This is a genomic window from Nocardia sputi, assembly GCF_023501985.1.
In genome coordinates this window covers 349,816-367,029 of record NZ_JAMFLC010000004.1, presented here as the reverse complement: position 1 = coordinate 367,029, position 17,214 = coordinate 349,816, and the positions used below count along the sequence as shown (strand labels likewise).

General features: G+C 69.3%; 18 protein-coding genes. 3 read left to right on the top strand and 15 right to left on the bottom strand.

The genetic code is table 11. The features are described from left to right. Positions 1-58: 58 nt before the first annotated feature. The 4 genes from hemC to M8859_RS08825 all read right to left on the bottom strand — a co-directional run bounded on the left by hemC (position 59) and on the right by M8859_RS08825 (position 3,894). Complete coding sequence (hemC, locus tag M8859_RS08840; protein ID WP_159921474.1) at positions 59-1,114, bottom strand: hydroxymethylbilane synthase; 1,056 nt, start codon at positions 1,112-1,114, stop codon at positions 59-61. After that, positions 1,111-2,553 (bottom strand): glutamyl-tRNA reductase, encoded by a 1,443-nt coding sequence (locus M8859_RS08835; protein ID WP_195139136.1) that lies wholly within the window; start codon positions 2,551-2,553, stop codon positions 1,111-1,113. Before M8859_RS08835 ends, hemC begins: the two co-directional genes overlap by 4 nt. Then, entirely contained in the window at positions 2,550-3,395 is an 846-nt protein-coding gene (locus M8859_RS08830) for a redox-sensing transcriptional repressor Rex (RefSeq protein ID WP_159921478.1), read from the bottom strand. The genes M8859_RS08835 and M8859_RS08830 overlap by 4 nt, the downstream gene beginning before the upstream one ends. A gap of 238 nt (positions 3,396-3,633) precedes the next feature. Then, on the bottom strand, positions 3,634-3,894 hold the full coding sequence (locus tag M8859_RS08825; RefSeq protein WP_159921480.1) for a glutaredoxin family protein: 261 nt from the start codon (positions 3,892-3,894) through the stop codon (positions 3,634-3,636). Between the two features lie 191 nt (positions 3,895-4,085). Here M8859_RS08825 and M8859_RS08820 point away from each other — a divergent pair, with 191 nt between their 5' ends. Beyond that, on the top strand, positions 4,086-5,036 hold the full coding sequence (locus tag M8859_RS08820; RefSeq protein ID WP_236565327.1) for an HAD family hydrolase: 951 nt from the start codon (positions 4,086-4,088) through the stop codon (positions 5,034-5,036). A gap of 6 nt (positions 5,037-5,042) precedes the next feature. On the opposite strand, the gene M8859_RS08815 is transcribed toward M8859_RS08820, so the two are convergent. The 9 genes from M8859_RS08815 to M8859_RS08775 all read right to left on the bottom strand — a co-directional run bounded on the left by M8859_RS08815 (position 5,043) and on the right by M8859_RS08775 (position 13,619). Then, entirely contained in the window at positions 5,043-6,050 is a 1,008-nt protein-coding gene (locus M8859_RS08815; RefSeq protein ID WP_159921482.1) for a lysophospholipid acyltransferase family protein, read from the bottom strand. Further along, positions 6,047-7,120, bottom strand: coding sequence for an NAD-dependent epimerase/dehydratase family protein (locus tag M8859_RS08810; protein WP_236565313.1), 1,074 nt, complete (start codon positions 7,118-7,120; stop codon positions 6,047-6,049). Before M8859_RS08810 ends, M8859_RS08815 begins: the two co-directional genes overlap by 4 nt. 209 nt (positions 7,121-7,329) lie before the next feature. Further along, on the bottom strand, positions 7,330-7,431 hold the full coding sequence (locus tag M8859_RS08805; protein WP_003402602.1) for a 30S ribosomal protein bS22: 102 nt from the start codon (positions 7,429-7,431) through the stop codon (positions 7,330-7,332). 229 nt (positions 7,432-7,660) lie between these two features. Continuing rightward, positions 7,661-7,945, bottom strand: coding sequence for a helix-turn-helix domain-containing protein (locus tag M8859_RS08800; RefSeq protein ID WP_223519053.1), 285 nt, complete (start codon positions 7,943-7,945; stop codon positions 7,661-7,663). Between the two features lie 163 nt (positions 7,946-8,108). After that, positions 8,109-8,927: a pyrroline-5-carboxylate reductase gene (gene proC, locus M8859_RS08795; RefSeq protein ID WP_159921484.1), complete on the bottom strand. Its 819-nt coding sequence runs from the start codon at positions 8,925-8,927 to the stop codon at positions 8,109-8,111. A 32-nt stretch (positions 8,928-8,959) separates the two neighbouring features. After that, positions 8,960-9,847: a thioesterase family protein gene (locus tag M8859_RS08790; protein ID WP_159921486.1), complete on the bottom strand. Its 888-nt coding sequence runs from the start codon at positions 9,845-9,847 to the stop codon at positions 8,960-8,962. 142 nt (positions 9,848-9,989) lie between these two features. Next, positions 9,990-10,868, bottom strand: a complete 879-nt coding sequence (locus M8859_RS08785) for a sugar phosphate isomerase/epimerase family protein (RefSeq protein ID WP_195069758.1) — start codon at positions 10,866-10,868, stop codon at positions 9,990-9,992. Between the two features lie 127 nt (positions 10,869-10,995). Then, a complete protein-coding gene (locus tag M8859_RS08780; RefSeq protein ID WP_195069781.1) occupies positions 10,996-12,588 on the bottom strand; it encodes an Rv0497 family membrane protein in 1,593 nt (530 codons plus the stop codon). After that, entirely contained in the window at positions 12,585-13,619 is a 1,035-nt protein-coding gene (locus M8859_RS08775) for a Ppx/GppA family phosphatase (RefSeq protein ID WP_159921488.1), read from the bottom strand. Before M8859_RS08775 ends, M8859_RS08780 begins: the two co-directional genes overlap by 4 nt. 65 nt (positions 13,620-13,684) lie before the next feature. Here M8859_RS08775 and M8859_RS08770 point away from each other — a divergent pair, with 65 nt between their 5' ends. Both M8859_RS08770 and M8859_RS08765 read left to right on the top strand, forming a co-directional pair. Then, the gene (locus M8859_RS08770; RefSeq protein ID WP_223519059.1) at positions 13,685-14,557 is read left to right on the top strand and encodes a DUF3109 family protein; all 873 of its coding nucleotides are present in this window, start codon (positions 13,685-13,687) and stop codon (positions 14,555-14,557) included. A gap of 115 nt (positions 14,558-14,672) precedes the next feature. After that, positions 14,673-15,002 carry a hypothetical protein gene (locus M8859_RS08765; RefSeq protein ID WP_159921490.1) on the top strand — a complete coding sequence of 110 codons (330 nt, stop codon included), beginning with the start codon at positions 14,673-14,675 and terminating at the stop codon, positions 15,000-15,002. A gap of 184 nt (positions 15,003-15,186) precedes the next feature. Here M8859_RS08765 and M8859_RS08760 read toward each other — a convergent pair whose 3' ends face one another. Continuing rightward, positions 15,187-15,876 carry a winged helix-turn-helix domain-containing protein gene (locus M8859_RS08760; RefSeq protein WP_039802162.1) on the bottom strand — a complete coding sequence of 230 codons (690 nt, stop codon included), beginning with the start codon at positions 15,874-15,876 and terminating at the stop codon, positions 15,187-15,189. Then, on the bottom strand, positions 15,873-17,108 hold the full coding sequence (locus M8859_RS08755) for a sensor histidine kinase (protein WP_159921492.1): 1,236 nt from the start codon (positions 17,106-17,108) through the stop codon (positions 15,873-15,875). Before M8859_RS08755 ends, M8859_RS08760 begins: the two co-directional genes overlap by 4 nt. Positions 17,109-17,214: the final 106 nt, after the last annotated feature.

Below are 17,214 nucleotides of genomic sequence, written 5' to 3'. Positions count from 1 at the left end.
TCGGCTCCGTCACGAGCGAGAGCTCGGCTGTGCCTGTTGTTCGCTCGCTGGCACTCGCTCATCGGCTGTTCTCCATTGGGCTGGGGTTGGGCAAGTCTGTGGTGGGCGAACTCACCGCCCGGGTGGGGGAACCGTCGTCCGGTTCGACGGCGAGCAACTCGCGCGCGCCCATGTCGAGCAACTCGCGGGCAAGCGCACGGCCGAGCTCCTCGGCGTCGGCCGGGTCGCCGACCACCGACGCGCGCAGCACGTCGGATCCGTCGACCGCCGCCGCGCACGCGCGCAGCGAGAGCTCGTCCACGATCCGCCCTTCGTCGTCGAGCGATTCGACGACCTCGGCGAGCGCGCCGATCGGCGCGGTGCAGCCCGCCTCCAGTTCGGCGAGCAACGACCGCTCGGCGACGACCGACGCGCGGGTGGCCGCGTCGTCCAAGCCGGACAGGATCTCCACCAGGGCGGCGTGGTCGCTGCGGCATTCCACCGCGAGCGCGCCCTGGGCGGGGGCGGAGAGCATCTGCACCGGCTCCAGCGCCTCGGTGACCGCGTCCAGCCGGTCGATGCGGGCAAGTCCGGCTCTGGCCACCACGACGGCGTCCAGCTCGCCCTCGCTCACCTTGCGCAGCCGGGTGTCCAGGTTGCCGCGGAGCGGGACGATGTCCAGGCCCAGCCCGAGCGCCCGCAGCTGGGCGGCGCGGCGCGGCGCGGAAGTGCCGACCTTGGCGCCGGCGGGCAGCTCGCCGAGGACCAGCCCGTCGCGGGCGACCAGCGCGTCGCGCGGGTCCTCCCTGGGCGGAATGGCGGCGATGGTGAAGCGGGGGTCCTGCGCGGTCGGCAGATCCTTGTAGGAGTGCACGGCGATGTCGATCGCACCCGCCGCCAGCTCGTCGCGTAGCGCGGAGGTGAACACGCCGACGCCGATCTTCTGCACCGGGTCCGACGAGAGGTCACCGGCGGTCTTGATCACGACCAGCTCGGCGGGCTGCCCCGCGGCGATCAGGGCGTCACGCACCGTGCCCGCCTGGGTGAGCGCGAGCAGGCTGCCCCGGGTGCCGATCCGCCACGGCGTACGGGTGCCCTCCGTGGTCGCGCTGCCTTCTTGGTGCACCATGGTCATGCCGTCTGCCCCTGTTCCTCGCCGCGATGGCCCGCGGTGAAGTCGTCGGCCAGCGCGATATCCCCGTCGGCCAATGTGATTTCGGCGCCATCGCCGGTGACTGCGGTGATCTCCATCGGCGCGGCGACCGCCTGCGCCGCACCGGGCTTGAGTTCGAACAATTCGCGCAGCGCCTCGGCGTAGCTGTCGCCGCCCGGCGTGGACGCGAGCTGCTTGACCCGCACGGTCGGCGCGTGCAGCAGTTTGTCGACGACCCGGCGCACCGTGCGCGCGACCTCGTCGCGCTCCGGGTCGGCCAGGCCGGGCAGCCGCGAATCCAGGCGGAGCAGTTCGGCCTCGACCACCTCCGCGGCGCGCTGGCGCAACGCGGCCACCGTCGGGGTGACCTCGGCCATCCGCTGTCCGGCGAGGTATTTGGCGAGTTCGTCGGCGACGATCGAGCGGGCGGCCGCGGTGTCGTCGGCGGCGGCGCCTGCGGCCGGATCGCGCTGCAAGCTCTCGATGTCGATGAGCGTGACGCCGGGCAGCCCCGCCACGGCGTGCTCGACGTCGCGCGGCAAGCCGAGATCGCAGAACACCAACGGCCGCTCCACCGTGGCGAATTCCTCGCCGCGCTCGCGTTCGGTGAGCGCACGGTGGGTGTCGGCGAGGGTCACGACCGCGCCGACCGCGCCGGTACAGGTGACCACCACATCGGAGGCCGACATCGCCTCGGTGAGCCGCGACAGCTCCACGGCATCGGCCTCGACACCGTGCGTCCGCGCGGTCTCCGCGAGTCTGCGCGCCCGCCCGAGAGTGCGGTTCACCACGATGATCCGGCCGATTCCGGCGCGCGAGAGGTGCGCGACCGCCAGACCCCCCATCGCGCCCGCACCGACGACCGCGGCGGTGCCGCCCGCCAGCGGGCCGAGCACCTGCTGCGCACGATCCAGCGCGACCGACACCACCGACGCGCCCGCGCGATCGATGCCGGTTTCCGCGTGCACCCGCTTGCCGACCCGCAGCGCGTGCTGCGCCAATTCGTGCAGTGTCCGCCCGACCGCCTGCTGCGCGTCGGCGGAGGCGTAGGCGCCGCGAATCTGGCTGAGTACCTGCTGCTCGCCGACCACCATCGAGTCCAGGCCGCTGGCCACCGCGAACAGATGCTCGGCGGCGGCCTCGGAATAGCGAACGTAGGCGTGCTTGGTCAGATCGGGCATCGGCAGCCCGGAGTGCTTGGTCAGCAGGTCGCCGATTTCGGCAAGACCGCCGTGGAAGGCGTCGACCACCGCGTAGACCTCCACCCGGTTGCAGGTGGAGACGATCATCGCCTCGGACACGTGACTGGATGCGAGTAGACGGTCGATCAGCTTCGGCCGGTCGGCATCGGTGACGGCCACCTTCTCCAGCACCGGAACCGGCGCGCTGCGGTGCGAGATGCCGACGAGGAGAACACTCATGGTGTGACCACCGATCCCTTGCTGTTTGGCTCCGTTGCCGTATGCGAGGTTGTCGTATGCGAGGTTGCCGAGTGCTGGAGCGCCGGGTGCGCGGGCGCCGCGTGCGGCGACGGCAGCCGATGCGCGATGCGCCCCGATCCGGCGTGCGCCACCTCCGGCAGTGGGGTCTGCTCCGCGTTGCGTACCCGCTCGAACGACAGCATCTGCATCTCCACGGCCAAGTCGACGCGACGGACCTCGACCGTCGCCGGTGCGACCAGCTCGCGGGGGGCGAAGCTCAGGATCGACTGCAGTCCGGCCGCGACGAGCCGGTCGCACACGTCCTGGGCGGCGTCGTCGGGAACAGTGATGACCGCGATCGTCGGCTCCAGCTCGGCGACCGCGCTTGCCAGCTCGGCGACATCGCGCACCACCAGACCGGCGACCGACATGCCGATCACCTCGGGATGGCTGTCGAAGATGCCGACCACGGTGAAACCGCGCCGCCGGAACCCGCCGTAGCCGACCAGCGCCCGGCCCAGGTTGCCCGCGCCGACCAGGACGACACGGTGGCCCTTCGACAGCCCCAGCACGTCTTCGATCCGGGAGCGGAGCTTGGCCACGTCGTAGCCCACGCCGCGAACGCCGTTGGGGCCGAGGAAGGAGAGATCCTTGCGCAATTTGGCCGAATTGACACCCGCCGCGACAGCCAGTTCCTCACTCGATACGATGGCAACACCGTCGTCGGCCAACATGGCGAGAACCCGAAGGTAGGTAGCCAGCCGCGCGACGGTGGCCTGCGGGATGTCCTTCTGCAGAGCCCTGCCGGAGACGCCGCCTGGCGCCTCATGCTGCTCTGTCACGTCGTCGGCTCCTCGTACCGGGCTCGGGCACCGGTTCGTCGCTCGACCCCTCTGACCCGGGGGCGGTCCGGTGCCATGGTGTCGAAGTTTCGGATTTCGGGGCGGCTCCGCAGCCTCGGCATGCGGGTCGCGTGCCACCACCGTAACTGCTTGTGAAGCCCTGCACAAAGTCGGTGAAATTGGCCTCATTTTCCGCTGCGACCAGCACAGCGGCCGAATCGGACCGAAAACGGGCGCCTCAGCGCTTCAGGTCCGCCCGCAATCGGGTCTCGTCGACATCGAAATAGCTGTGCTCGCGGCCGTCGAGCAGGACGACGGGAAGCCGGTCGCCGTACTCCGCGCGCAGGCCAGGGTCGGTGCCGGCGGCTTCGTCGACGTCCACGGTCCCCGGTTCGATGCCGAATTCGGCGCAGATCGCGCGCAGCTGTTCCAGTGCGGTCGCGCACAGCCCGCAGCCCGCGCGAGTCAGCAATGTCACCGAATGTGTGGGATTGGTCATGCGGGTATTTAATCCGCCACGCGATTGTGTCGCACGCCGCCTTCCGCCGTCACTGTCAGCCGATCCGGCTACTGTTGACATGGTTCGCGCGACGGGCGGAGGTACTGGTGCCGGAACGATCGAAGGTGGCGAGGGCCGGATTCATCGCGGGACGATTCGGTGAGTTTCCGGCGCGGTGGAATCTGAGCCAGATGGGCCAAGGCCTGCAGGGTCTGCAGGACCAGCTCGCCCGCATCTCGCGCAGCCCTTTCGGCCCCAGCGAAGAGGAATTGCGGGCCAATCTGGCCGGTGAGGCCAGCGCCGACGCCGCGCTGACCCTGCACGACGCGGAGCTCGCCGCGGGCGAGGCTCAGCCCCCGGAGGCGCCGCGCGATCTGACGGCGGCGGCGTTCTTCGACGTCGACAACACCATGGTGCAGGGCGCGTCGATCGTGCATTTCGCCCGCGGCCTGGCGGCGCGCAAGTACTTCAAGACCTCCGATCTGGTGGACGTCGCCTGGAAGCAGGTGAAATTCCGGGTCACCGGCAAGGAGAGCAGCACCGACATGGCCAGCGGCAAAGAGAAGGCGCTGGCGTTCATCGCCGGGCGCTCGACCGCCGAACTGGCCGAGCTGGGCGAGGAGATCTACGACGAGATCATCGCCGACAAGATCTGGCCGGGCACCCGCGCGCTCGCGCAGATGCACCTGGACGCGGGCCAGCAGGTGTGGCTGGTGACCGCGACCCCGGTGGAGCTGGCGCAGGTGATCGCGAAACGGCTCGGGCTCACCGGAGCGCTGGGCACCGTGGCCGAGAGCGTCGACGGGAAGTTCACCGGGCGACTGGTCGGCGACATCCTGCACGGCCTCGGCAAAGCGCACGCGGTCCGCACGCTGGCGATCCGCGAGGGCTTGAACCTCAAGCGGTGCACCGCGTACTCCGACAGCCACAACGACGTGCCGATGCTCTCGCTGGTCGGCACCGCGGTGGCGATCAATCCGGACTCCGATCTCCGCGAAGTCGCGAAGAACCGCGGCTGGGAGATCCGCGACTTCCGGACCGGTCGCAAGGCCGCCAAGATCGGCGTGCCGACGGCGCTGGCCCTGGGCGCGGCAGGCGGAGCCGTCGCCGCGGCGGTCACCCGCCGCCGCGACGGTCAGTAACCGTCTTTACCCCGTGAAGACGTTGCGGCGCTTGGTGAGCAGCTTGTAGAGCGTCTGCTGGATGGTCTCGCGTACCTGGTCGGTGACCTCGAACATGGTCATCGGGTCGTCGGCGGCTTCCGGCTCGTACGGCGTGGTCGAGACGGGGGTGCCGAATTCGATGTACCACTTGGATGGCAGCGGCACCGCGCCGAGCACGCCGAGGTGCGGGAACAGCGGCGTCACCGGGAAGTACGGGAGGCCGAGCAGCCGGGCCAGCGGCTTGAGATCGGCCAGCTTCGGGTAGATCTCCTCGGAGCCGACGATGGAGCAGGGGATGATCGGCACGCCGGTGCGCACCGCCGCGGCCACGAAGCCGCCCCGGCCGAAGCGCTGCAGCTTGTAGCGATCGGAGTACTGCTTGCCGACGCCCTTGAACCCTTCCGGAAACACACCGGTCAGCTCGCCGGAGCGCAGCAGCCGTTCGGCGTCCTCCCGGCAGGCCAGGGTGTGGCCCGCCCGGCGCGCCAGCACACCGAGCACCGGCGTCTCGAAGATCAGATCGGCCGCGAGCAGGCGCAACGCGCGCTGCTTGGGATGCCGGTCGTGCACGGCCAGCTGCAGCATCAGGCCGTCGAGCGGGATGGTGCCCGCGTGATTGGCCACGATCAGCGCGCCACCGGCCTCCGGGAGATTGTCCATCCCGCTGACCTCCACCCGGAACCACAGGTCCGCCAGCGGCCGCAGGGCGGGCAGGATGACCGATTCGAGCAGGTGCTCGTCGAAGCCGAACTCGTCGACCTGATAGTCGCCGGTGAGCCTGCGCCGGGCGAAATCAGCGGTCTTGGTGATCTGCTTGCCGAGCGCGCCACGCAGCATTCCCGACAGCGACTCGGGCGCGGGAGGCACCGCCGCCGCTCGCCGCTCGCTCAGCGATGTCACCGGGCTCGGAGCGGCCAGGCGCCGTGGCGCCGGCCGCTGACGAGTCTCGATCTGAAGATCGTGGAGTTGGATGACTTTCGCTACGTCGTTCATTGGTGTGCTCCCGTACCGGCCCCGAGCAGGCCGAGCAGTTTGTGTTCTGCGGCGTCGATCCACGCTGGATCGACCACGGGCCGCAACGCTGCGCCCCCTATGAAGTCGTCGAACGCCTGCACCGTCGTCCAGCGCGGCACGAACCCGAGTTCGGTCCGCATGCGCGTGGTGTCCAGGCCACAACCGAAGTGGAAATAGTCGAGCTGTTCGGCGGAGAACTCCCGCATCACCGGGCCCATGAGCAAGCGACCCGCCGTGCGGAACACCGTGAAGGGCACCGGCAGCTCGATCCGGCCCGCCCGCCGGACCGCCTGCGATAACGACAGCGAGCCGTCACCCGCGATGTTGTACGTCCCGCTCGCCGCGGTGCGCGCCGCGAGCGTCAGCGCGGCCACCGCGTCCTCCTCGTGCAGCAGCTGCATCCTGGCGTCCCGGCCGAATACGGTAGGTGTCACCGGCGAACGCAAGTATTGCACGCCGCGGGCGGCCAGCCGCGGGCCCACGATCGGAGCGAATCGCAGAATTGACGTGGCGATATCGGGGCGTCGGCGGGCGAGCCCGCGAACATAACCCTCTATATCGATCATGTCGCGCGCAAACTCGCCTCGCGGCGGTGTGCGCGCGCTCATTTCCTCGCTGAATTTCGCAGGATCCTTCGCACTGCAACCGTACACCGCCGAGGACGAGCGCAGCACCACCCGGCGCACCGAAGACGCCTTCTGGCACACCGCGAACAGCTGCATCGCGCCGAGGACGTTGTGATCCTTCATGACCGCGCGCCCGCCGCCCGCGGGCGGGCGCGTCAGCAAGGCGGTGTGCACGACGGTGTCCACCTCGCCACCATCGATCACCTTACGGATCAACGGGTTTCGGATGTCCGCGCGCACGAACTCGGCGCGGCCCATGCGCCGCTGCAGCTCTCGGCCGGGCGTCATCGTGTCGACCGCGAGAATGCGTTCGATCCCGGCGTCCTGGGCGAGCCGGGCGACGACCGTGCCACCGAAGAACCGGCTGGCCCCGGTGACCAGCACGACCTTCGGTGTGTGTCCTTCCCGACCCTCAGAACCCACCGGCACCCGCTTCCTCTGCCAGTCGCCGTTGTGATTATTCCCAGCACCTAGCGTAGCGGGTCGTTACCCGCCCACCGAGAGTATTAACCAGGATCTAACGATGACTTCAGTCACGCGATACAAATGATAATTCCAAAATTTGAAATTTCAAACGAAAAGGCCCGTCACCTATTGGTGACGGGCCCCCGCAGCTATCACGCAGCGATGCCTTACTTGCCGAGTTTGCGCCGCTGGACACGCGTACGGCGAAGCAGCTTGCGGTGCTTCTTCTTCGACATGCGCTTGCGGCGCTTCTTGATCACAGAACCCATAGGGTTGTCCTCGCGTTCTCTCTACTCGGCGCGCACGCTGCCCGTGCGCGATTGCCGGACGCCCGTCCGCCGGGACCCCGGCCCACGGGGGCCAGGGTCGCTCGGCAAGCCTCACGCCCCGTGTTCGCGCCGCCGGATACCACGAGGCAACCAACAGCGATGCCACCGGCGGGCGAACACGAACCGAGGAGCTATCGTACCGGCACGCCCGGCCGGTCCCGAAACCGCCTCATCCGGCGTCGAAATAGGACGTTTCCAGATAGTCGTGTACCGCCTTGGCATGTACCCGGAACGATCGGCCGACGCGCACGGCGGGCAACTCGCCCGAGTGCACGAGCCGGTAGACCGTCATCTTGGACACCCGCATCAGACTCGCCACTTCGGCGACGGTGAGAAACTGGGTGCCGCCGCCGAGCACGGGTTGCCCCTGCGTCGCGGCCTCACGCTGTGGACGGGCGTTCCCCCGACCGCCCGCGGGACCGGAGCCGCCGGACGCTCCGGAATTCGCAGACATCTTGTTCGCAGACATCATTGCACCATTGACCTCCGGCACGTCCGCGCCGCCGGCTTCCCCACCGGCGGAACAGACACGCACGTGCTCCTTGAAGCTTAGCGGGACCAGTGGTGTTACTGCGACGGGTGTGAGAAATCGGGTTTTCCGAATTTAAACAGACCGGTCACTCCGCTGATGCGCCTTGTTCGGCCGACCTTTGCTTGGCCGCGAAAAGGGCCTCCAGGAATGCCGAGCGTAGTCCTCCGCGCTCGAGTTCGCGGATGGCGGCCGCCGTCGTGCCCGCGGGCGAGGTGACCGCGGCGCGCAGTTCCGCGGCGGACTGGCTGGAGCCGTCCAGGAGAGCGGCCGAACCGACCATGGTCTGCACGACGAGCTGAGTGGCCACGTCCCTGGTGAGCCCGAGCCCGACGCCCGCGTCCACCATGGCCTCGACGACCAGGAAGAAGTAGGCGGGCCCCGAACCGGACACCGCGGTGACCGCGTCCATCTGGCTCTCCGCCACCGCGACGACCTTGCCGACCGCGCCGAGCACCTCGGTCACCAGTTCCAGATGCTGCTCGCGCGCGTATCGACCCGGCGCGATGACACTCATCCCCTGCCCGACCAACATCGGCGTGTTCGGCATGACCCGCACCACCGGGAAACCGGCGGGCAACTTGCCCTCCAGCCGCGCGGTCGGCACACCGGCCGCGAGCGAGACCAGCACCTGATCGCGATCACTGCCGATCTCCGCCTTGCCCAGCGGGGCGAGTACCGCGTCCACATCGCTCGGTTTCACCGCGATCACCAGCAAATCCGCGCCGACGGCGGCATCGGCCACATCGTCGGTGACCCGGATACCGAAGCGATCAGCGATCTGATGGGCCCGCTCCCGATGGGTCTCGACGACGACCAAGTCCTTGGTCAGCCGCCCGGACTCCAGCAACCCCGCGACCAAGGCCTCCCCGATGCGCCCGCCACCGATCACCGCAATTCTCGTCATGGGGCTCAAGGCTAGACGGCGCGCGCGGAGACTCAACGCTGGGGAACGAGCGCCAGCTGACGACTCTGCGCGACGACCGCACCGGTCGAGTCGAGGACCAGTTGATCTTCGTCGAACATGCGCTTGCCCACCTCGTGCGTGGTGGCGATGATCCGGAGCCAGCCCGGCGCGGGCCTGCGACGCAAGTAGGTGGTCATCTGCACGGTGGGGGCCCAGCCGAAATGGCCCAGGTTGGTCGGCACCGGCGGGCTCATGTCGGCGCTCATCATGGCGAAGTACATCGCGACCTCGGGATCCTGCTCGTCACCCTGGCGTGGGCGCATCCACAGCCGCAGGCGCGGTTCGCCCTTCGCGCCTTGGAGGAACCGCGCCCACTCGCGGTCGAGATAGATCTCCGCGCCCTGGCCCACGTGCACGATCTCGCCCATCGGCGAACCGGGCTCGTAGCCGATCGCGTCGGCAGGCGGCTGGGCGGGCATGTCGGCATGCTCCGGCGCGTAGATCGGGTCGGTGTCGTCGAGGCGGCTGAACGTCAGCGCCGTACGCACCAGGACGCGGCCGTCTTGGACGAGGTCGGCGTCGGCCAGGCAGATCTGGCGGCCGATCTTGCGGACGCGCACCTCGTATTCGACCTCGCCGGGATTGGGGGCGCCGAGGAAATCGGAGCTGGCGGCGATCGGGGCCATGTCCACCAGGGCGGGATCGGACGCGCGCAGCCAATTGGCGGCTGCCGCGGCGCTGGCCGCGACCATCGTCCCGCCGTGGACCTTCGGGCCGATGGTCCAGATGTCGTCGATGACGCCGAGATAGCGCCCGGTCCCCGGCGTGGCCGGTGGCGCCTCGGTCAGCGCGCACACCTGGCTGAACGGCGCGTCGGTCGTGGCCACCGGGCCGAAGTCGGCCGTCAGCTCCGTCGTCATCCTCACTCCTGTCCTCCGTCGACCGCACCCGATGGCGTCGTTCGCGGCGTCGTAGCCCGCACTGTTGCCGAGCGGCGTTCGTACAGCGTACAACGAGGCGCGGGCCGCACCGCATCTCTCCGTGCGGGGGTAGCGACGAGCGTCACACCGGCGGTTCGGGCGACCCACGTCGCGCGCCGGTGGGTGTGGGCGCGGCAGTCAGATGCGCGCGGGCGAAGGCCAGGGTGCGGTGCAACATGGCGGCCCGCTCCTTGGTGGTGCGCGCGTTCTGGGTGTTGATCTCGGCGACGACTTGGCCGGAGAAGCCGGTGCGGACCAAGCTCTCACACACCTCCACGCACGGTTGCGTGCCCTCGCCGGGAACGAGATGTTCGTCGTGTGCGGCGCCCCGGCCGTCGGCCAAGTGCAGGTGAGCCAGACCCGGACCCATGCGGGCCGCCAAGGCCAACGGATCGGTTCCGGCGGTCGCGGTGTGCGACAGGTCCAGGGTGTAGTGACGGAACCCGGTATCGGTCGGGTCGTAGGAGGGGCTGAACGCGGTGAGCGCCGGCCCCGGGCCACCGCGCCGCTCCAGCCGTTTCACCGCGCCCTCACGTCGGCCGAACAGCGTGTCCGCGCGCATCGGGAACATGTTCTCCACCGCGACGATCACCGGGCTGTTCTCTTCCAGCTCGGCCACCTGCGCTGCGAACCCCGCCGCGTAGCGGCGCTGCCAGCGGAACGGCGGGTGCACGACGACCGTGCTCGCACCGAGCGCCTCGGCCGTGTGCACACTGCGCTCGAGTTTGGCCACCGGGTCCGAGCCCCACACCCGCTGCGAGATCAACAGGCACGGCGCGTGCACGGCGAGCACGGGGACACCGTATTCGCGGGAGTAGGCCTGCGCGGTGGCGATGCTCTGGCTGGCGGGCTCGGCCCAGACCATCAATTCGACGCCGTCGTACCCGAGCTCGGCGGCATATCGGAACGCGGCCTCCGTGTTCTGCGGGTATACCGAGGCGGTCGACAGGCCGACCTGGATCGGCTTCGGCCGGGACGCGCCTTCGAGGTCACCCGGTGAACCGGCGCCCGTGCGCGACCCCGCCTCGGGCGCGGGCCGCACCCCGGTCTCGTTCGCCTGTCCGATATTCCCCACGACGGCTCCCTACTCAGTTCGTACTGAGAAGAAAGGCTAGCGGGCCCAGCGTGACGAAGATGCCGACGACCACGGCGATCACGGTACTGAGGATGTCGTCGGTCCTGCGCAGAATCCGCACGAGCGCCACCAAGCCGAGAATCACGATCATCGCCAGAGCCAGCGCCACCCAGGGAAGCATCTCCCACATGCGCTCGAAGCCCTTGAACAGCAACATGCCCGCGACGGCGGCGCCGGTGCTCTGACCGCCGAGGATCATCCACTGGCGGCGATTGGCGTCGTACTCCGCCTTCTTCGCCGCCCTGGACCGGCGCGGCGAGGTGGTCCGGGCGGCGCGAGGCTCGTCGGCGATGTCGTCCTCGTCGTCTTCGTCCACCGTGATCGGCTCGTAGACGTCGGTGACGCCGTCCATCTCCGCGGGGTCGACGGCGGCACGCCCACCGCGCCCATTGCGCCTGCCGCGTTCCGCGGCGCCGCGCTCGGCCCGGTCGACCCCGTCGCGCAGCAGGTCGCCCGCGACCGTCTGGCCGGAGATCAGCTGCTGGTCCTGGCTGGCCAGCGACCAGGCGGCGGTGGGGATGCCGGCGGATGCCGGCGGCGGATCGGCTTGCGGCTTGTGCCGCCGGGCCGACCAGGCCGGGAGACCGTTCTCCCCCGCGCCGTTGCGCCGACTCGGTCTGCGCTGCCCCTCCGGCTGCGGCTCGGGCGGAACCGGTCTACCTGGCTTCGGTCGCGGATCCGGCGGCGGCGGGAGGGGTAGCGGTTCCGATTCGGGGGCGAAGCCGCCGGTGGACGGAGACCACGCCGCGGTGGACGGACCGAGGTCCTCGGCCGCTTCCGCGGCTTCCGCCGCCCTGCGCCGGGCCGCGCGCCCGCCCCCGGCGCCATTGCGCTCGGGAAGAGGCGCCCGGCCGAAATCTGGCTCGCCGGGTTCGGCGTAGCCGCCGAAGCCCGGTTCGGCGACGCCCCGGTCGGGCGGCGCGGCCAGGCCGAACGACTCGGACGGCGTCTCTTGCCAGGACCGTACCTCGGTGGCCGATTCGTCCGGTTCCTCACGCCTGCGCCTGCGACCCGAACGCGGGGACGTCTCGGGCACGCCGCCCGGCGGATCGGGGACGTACGGGCCGGGGGCGGCTGAGAACAGATCGGATACGGGGGTATCCGGCGAGAGCGGATCGAACGACGTGCTGTGCCGCGACGAGGGCATCTCCCGGCCGGGCATGACGCGGCTGGATCGCCCCGGCGGCGGATCGGCCTGTGGCGAGTCGGGCTGCGCGTAACCGGCCAGCGGGTCGTACATCGAAATCGGGCCCGACATGGGCGAATACGACGACGGGTCCGGCTGCGGCTCCGGGGGGTGGGAAACCGGCTCGGGCGCGGACGGTTCGAACGAGGGCGGCGCGTAGGCCTGCTCCTGGGCGCCCGACTCGGGCGCGGCGTGCGCGGAATGACCGCCCTCCCGGATGACCGGCAGGTCACCGGTCAGTTCCGCGACGGAGATGCCCCGGCCACCGCGGCGGCGTCTGCCACCACCCGACGAGGCGCCCTGCTGGCCGTTACGCGCCAGCAGTTCCGCGACCGACAGCTGTTTGGAGTCCTCGCTCATGACGACACCGTCCCGATCGAGCCCGGCAGCGGCGCGCCACCGTCGGACGCCGGTCGGCCGTCTCCGGCCGCCGAGCCCGCTGAGTACGTTGCTTCGGGTCCACCATTCATATCGGTATCCAGTTTGCGCAGGATGAGCCCTTCACGCAGCGCCCACGGACAAATCTCCAAGGAATCCAGCGAAAGTGCCCGCATACTCGCCTCCGCGACCAATGCGCCGGCCACCAATTGTTGTGACCGATCGGAACTTACGCCTTCCAATTCTGCACGGTCCGACGCCGTCATCCGCGAGATGAACGCGATCAGCTGGCGCAGAGCCGAGCTCGTGAGTGTACGACGCACCCGCGGACCCGCCGCGGACGGCGCCGCTCCGGTGAGCCGGGCCAGGGAGCGGAACGTCTTCGACGTGCCGACGGCCAGATCGGGCTTGCCCGGTTCGATCAGCTTCTTCGCCGGGACCACCAACTCGGCGTCGAGCCAGTCGCGCAGCACGGCCACCCGGCGCTTGCCCGGCGGATCCTCCCGCAGCCATTCCCTGGTCAACCGGCCCGCGCCCAGCTGCAAGGACAACGCGACATCAGGCTCCTCGTCGCCGCCGTTGGTCATCTCCAAGGAGCCGCCGCCGATGTCCAGATCGAGAATGCGCCCGGCGCTCCAGCCGTACCAACGGCGCACCGCGAGGAAGGTCAGCCGCGCCTCGTCGACGCCGGACAGCACTCGCAGCTCGACGCCGGTCGCCGCGCGCACCCGGCCGAGGACCTCTTCGGAGTTGGCCGCCTCGCGCAGCGCGGAGGTGGCGAACGGCATCAGCTCGACGCACTTGGAGGTCTCGGCGATGCTGGCGAATTCGGCGACGGTGTCGATCAGCCGCTGCGCGCCCGCCTCGGTGATGCAGCCCGCCTCGTCGATGTTCTCCGCGAGCCGCAAGGTGGCCTTCGTCGAGCTCATCGGCAGGGGATGACCGCCACGATGCGCGTCCACCACGAGCAGGTGAACGGTATTGCTTCCGACATCGAGTACCCCAAGCCGCACATGAACACGGTACTGGGTGGTGCGGCACTTCAGCCCAGGCGACTGAACTGTTAGCGTCCTATTTCGTGACGGTAGGCGCATCCCCGAGCAGCCCGACCCGGCCCCGACCAGCGGGGAAGATCGACCCGGCCCCCGAGGTCGACCCCGACTTTCCCCGTGAGTGGATCGAGTTCGTCGATCCGGCAAACGACGAGCATTTGATCGTCGCGGACCTCACCTGGCTGCTGTCGAGCTGGACGTGCGTGTTCGGCACGCCCGCCTGTCAGGGCATCCTCTCCGACCGGCCGGATGACGGCTGCTGCTCGCACGGCGCGTTCCTCGCCGACGACGACGACCGCAAACGCCTGGGCCGCGCTGTGAAACTGCTCACACCGCAGGACTGGCAGTTGCTGCCCGAAGCCGCCAACGCGCAGGGCAAGGTCACCAAGAGCGGCTATCTGGAACTCGACGAGCTCGACGACGAGCCCGCGCTGCGCACACGCCGGTTCGAGGGCGCGTGCATCTTCCTCAACCGTCCCGGCTTCGCGGGCGGCATCGGGTGCGCGCTGCACAGCATGGCGCTGCGGCGCGGCATCGAGCCGCTGGAGGTCAAGCCGGACGTGTGCTGGCAGCTGCCGATCCGCCGCACCCAGGACTGGGTCGACCGGCCCGACGGGGTGCAGATCCTGCGGACCGTGATCACCGAATACGACCGCCGCGGTTGGGGACCCGGCGGCGCCGACCTGGACTGGTACTGCTCCGGCTCCCCCGACGCCCACGTCGGCGCGAAGCCGGTCTGGCAGTCCTACGCTCCGGAGCTCACCGAGCTGATCGGCGCGCCCGCCTACGCCGAGCTGGCCCGGCACTGCAAACGCCGCGAGGGCCTCGGGCTGATCGCCGTTCATCCGGCGACGGTGCACGCCGAGCGGATGCGGGACTGCGTGGATCCGCTCCCCTGATCGCGATCGTTTGCCGAACGAGCGCTCGGTATGGTCGCCGCGCGCCGTGTGATCCAGCGCGGGGTTCACCCCGTCGCCATGCGAGCTTCACCCGGATCGGGTTTGATGTGCCGTTATGTCCAAGAAAGTTCTCACCGTGGCGACCATCGCTCTGGGTGCCGCCCTCTCGCTGACCGGAGTAGCCCACGCGGAGCCGAACGGCGACCCGCACAAGTTCTACGACTTCACCTCGGAGTTCGTGGCGGCCACCGACCCCGCCGCGATCAATGCCAAGGCCGCGGGCAAGCTCCTGATCGCGAGCCCGTACGGCACCTCGCACACCATCGCCTGCCGTGGCACCAACACCGCGGACCTCTACGACTGCATGCAGGAAGACGACCTCGGCTGGATCACCCTGCAGAAGACCGAGACCCCGCTCGGCACCACCTGGATCTACTTCCCCTGACCACCCCGCCTCGCCGGGTCTTCAGGCCGTAATGGTCAGGTCTCGCGGGATTCGCGTTCAGATCCCGCGTCGCGATGCCACTCGTGTTCTGGGCATACCCGGTGAGTTACCCATGTGCTCACGAAGACGGAGGTTCCGTTTCGTGAGCACATGGGTTTTCGGCCGAACCGGATGAGTTCGCTCTCTATGCTTCGAGTTTGTAGCCCAAGCCGCGCACGGTGACCAGGTGTTCCGGCTTGGCCGGGTCCGCCTCGATCTTCGAGCGCAGCCGCTTGACGTGCACGTCCAGGGTCTTGGTGTCACCGACGTAGTCCGCGCCCCACACCCGGTCGATCAGCTGACCGCGGGTGAGCACCCGCCCGGAATTGCGCAGCAGGTATTCGAGCAGGTCGAATTCCTTGAGCGGCAACGTGACCGGCTTACCGTTCACCATCACGGTGTGCCGGTCGACGTCCATCCGGACCGGGCCTGCTTCCAGGACGCCGCTCTCGTTGGATCCCTCCAGCTCGTCGCCCGCCCCGCGGCGCAGCACGGCGCGGATGCGCGCGATGAGCTCACGAGCGGAATACGGCTTGGTGACGTAGTCGTCGGCGCCCAGTTCGAGGCCGACCACTTTGTCGATCTCGCTGTCGCGCGCGGTGACCATGATCACCGGCACACCGCTGCGGGTGCGCAACTGCTTGCACACGTCGGTGCCGCTCATGCCGGGCAGCATGAGATCGAGCAGGACGATGTCCGCCCCGGACCGGTCGAACTCGGCGAGCGCGGACGGCCCGTCACCGACCACGGTGACCTCGAAACCCTCCTTGCGCAGCAGGAACGCGAGCGGATCGGCCAGCGACTCCTCATCCTCGACGATCAGAACACTCGTCATCTGCGTGCCTCCACACCATTCGGTCGGCCCGGTCCGGTGGGACGCGGGCTTGTTTCTTTCGTGCTCACCACGGCGCCGTCGTGGTCTTCGTCCGCGCCTGCTTCGTGGTGGGCGGGTATGCGCAAGGTGAATGTCGATCCGGTGCCCAACTTGCTCCACAGGGTGATTTCCCCGTTGTGGTTGGCGGCCACGTGTTTGACGATAGCCAAGCCCAGCCCGGTGCCGCCGGTGGCGCGAGACCGCGCCTTGTCGGACCGGAAGAATCGCTCGAACACTCGCTCCTGGTCTTCCTTGGCGATGCCGATGCCTCGGTCGGTGACCGCCATCGCCACGTGATCGCCGCGCAGCGAGCGGCTCACCGATACGTGCGAACCGGCCGGCGAGTAGGCGATCGCGTTCTCCACCAGATTGGAAAGGGCGGTGACCAGCAAGGTCTCGTCGCCGAGCACCTCCAGCCCGCTGGGGCGGTCGGTGCTGACCGTGATCCCGGCGGCCTCGGCGGCGGTGCGGGACCGATCGACCGCCTGCATCACCACCGTGTCCACGTCCACCACCTCGAGTTCGGGCAGTTTCTCCGCGCCCTGCAGGCGGGAGAGCGCGATGAGTTCGGTCACCATCTTGCCGAGGCGGCGGGATTCACCGAGCACGCGCTGACCGAAGTGTCGCACGGCCTCCGGGTCCTCGGCGGATTCCAGCAAAGCTTCGGCCAGGAGGCTCATCGCGCCGACCGGGGTCTTGAGCTCGTGGCTGACGTTGGCGACGAAGTCGCGCCGGGTGGCCTCCATGCGGGCCTGTTCGGAATCGTCGTCGGCGAACAGCACGGTGAAGGTGGTCTCTTCGCGCGACAGTTGCCTGGCGACGCCGCGCACGGCGATGCGGCCGCGGCCGGGGACCGGGTTCTTCGCGGTCAGGTCGAACTCGGCGGATTCGCCGGTGGCCAGCACTTTCTCCACTGCGGCCCAGGCGCGCTCGTCGAGCAGGCGGTTGCGGACCAGTCCGAGTTCCTCCGCGCGCGGGTTGACCAGCACGACGTCGCGGTACTCGTCGACCACCGCGATACCGCTCTCGGAGGCGAGCACGATCAGGTCGAGGACTTGGGACATGGTGAGACCGGACTCGGCCTGCCTGCGCGCGGCCTGCCTGGCATTCACATACGGGATCAATAGCCCGCCGACTGCCAGGCCGACGACAGCCGCCAAGATGGCCAGCAGCACGGCCTGGGGAACACTCACACTTGAATCGTACGGTCGCCGACCGGTCGGCCGACGCCGGGTACTTGAAGTTTCGCGCAGGTCATAGGCCCTTCCGGCCCCGTTAGCCGCATGTTTACGCACTGTT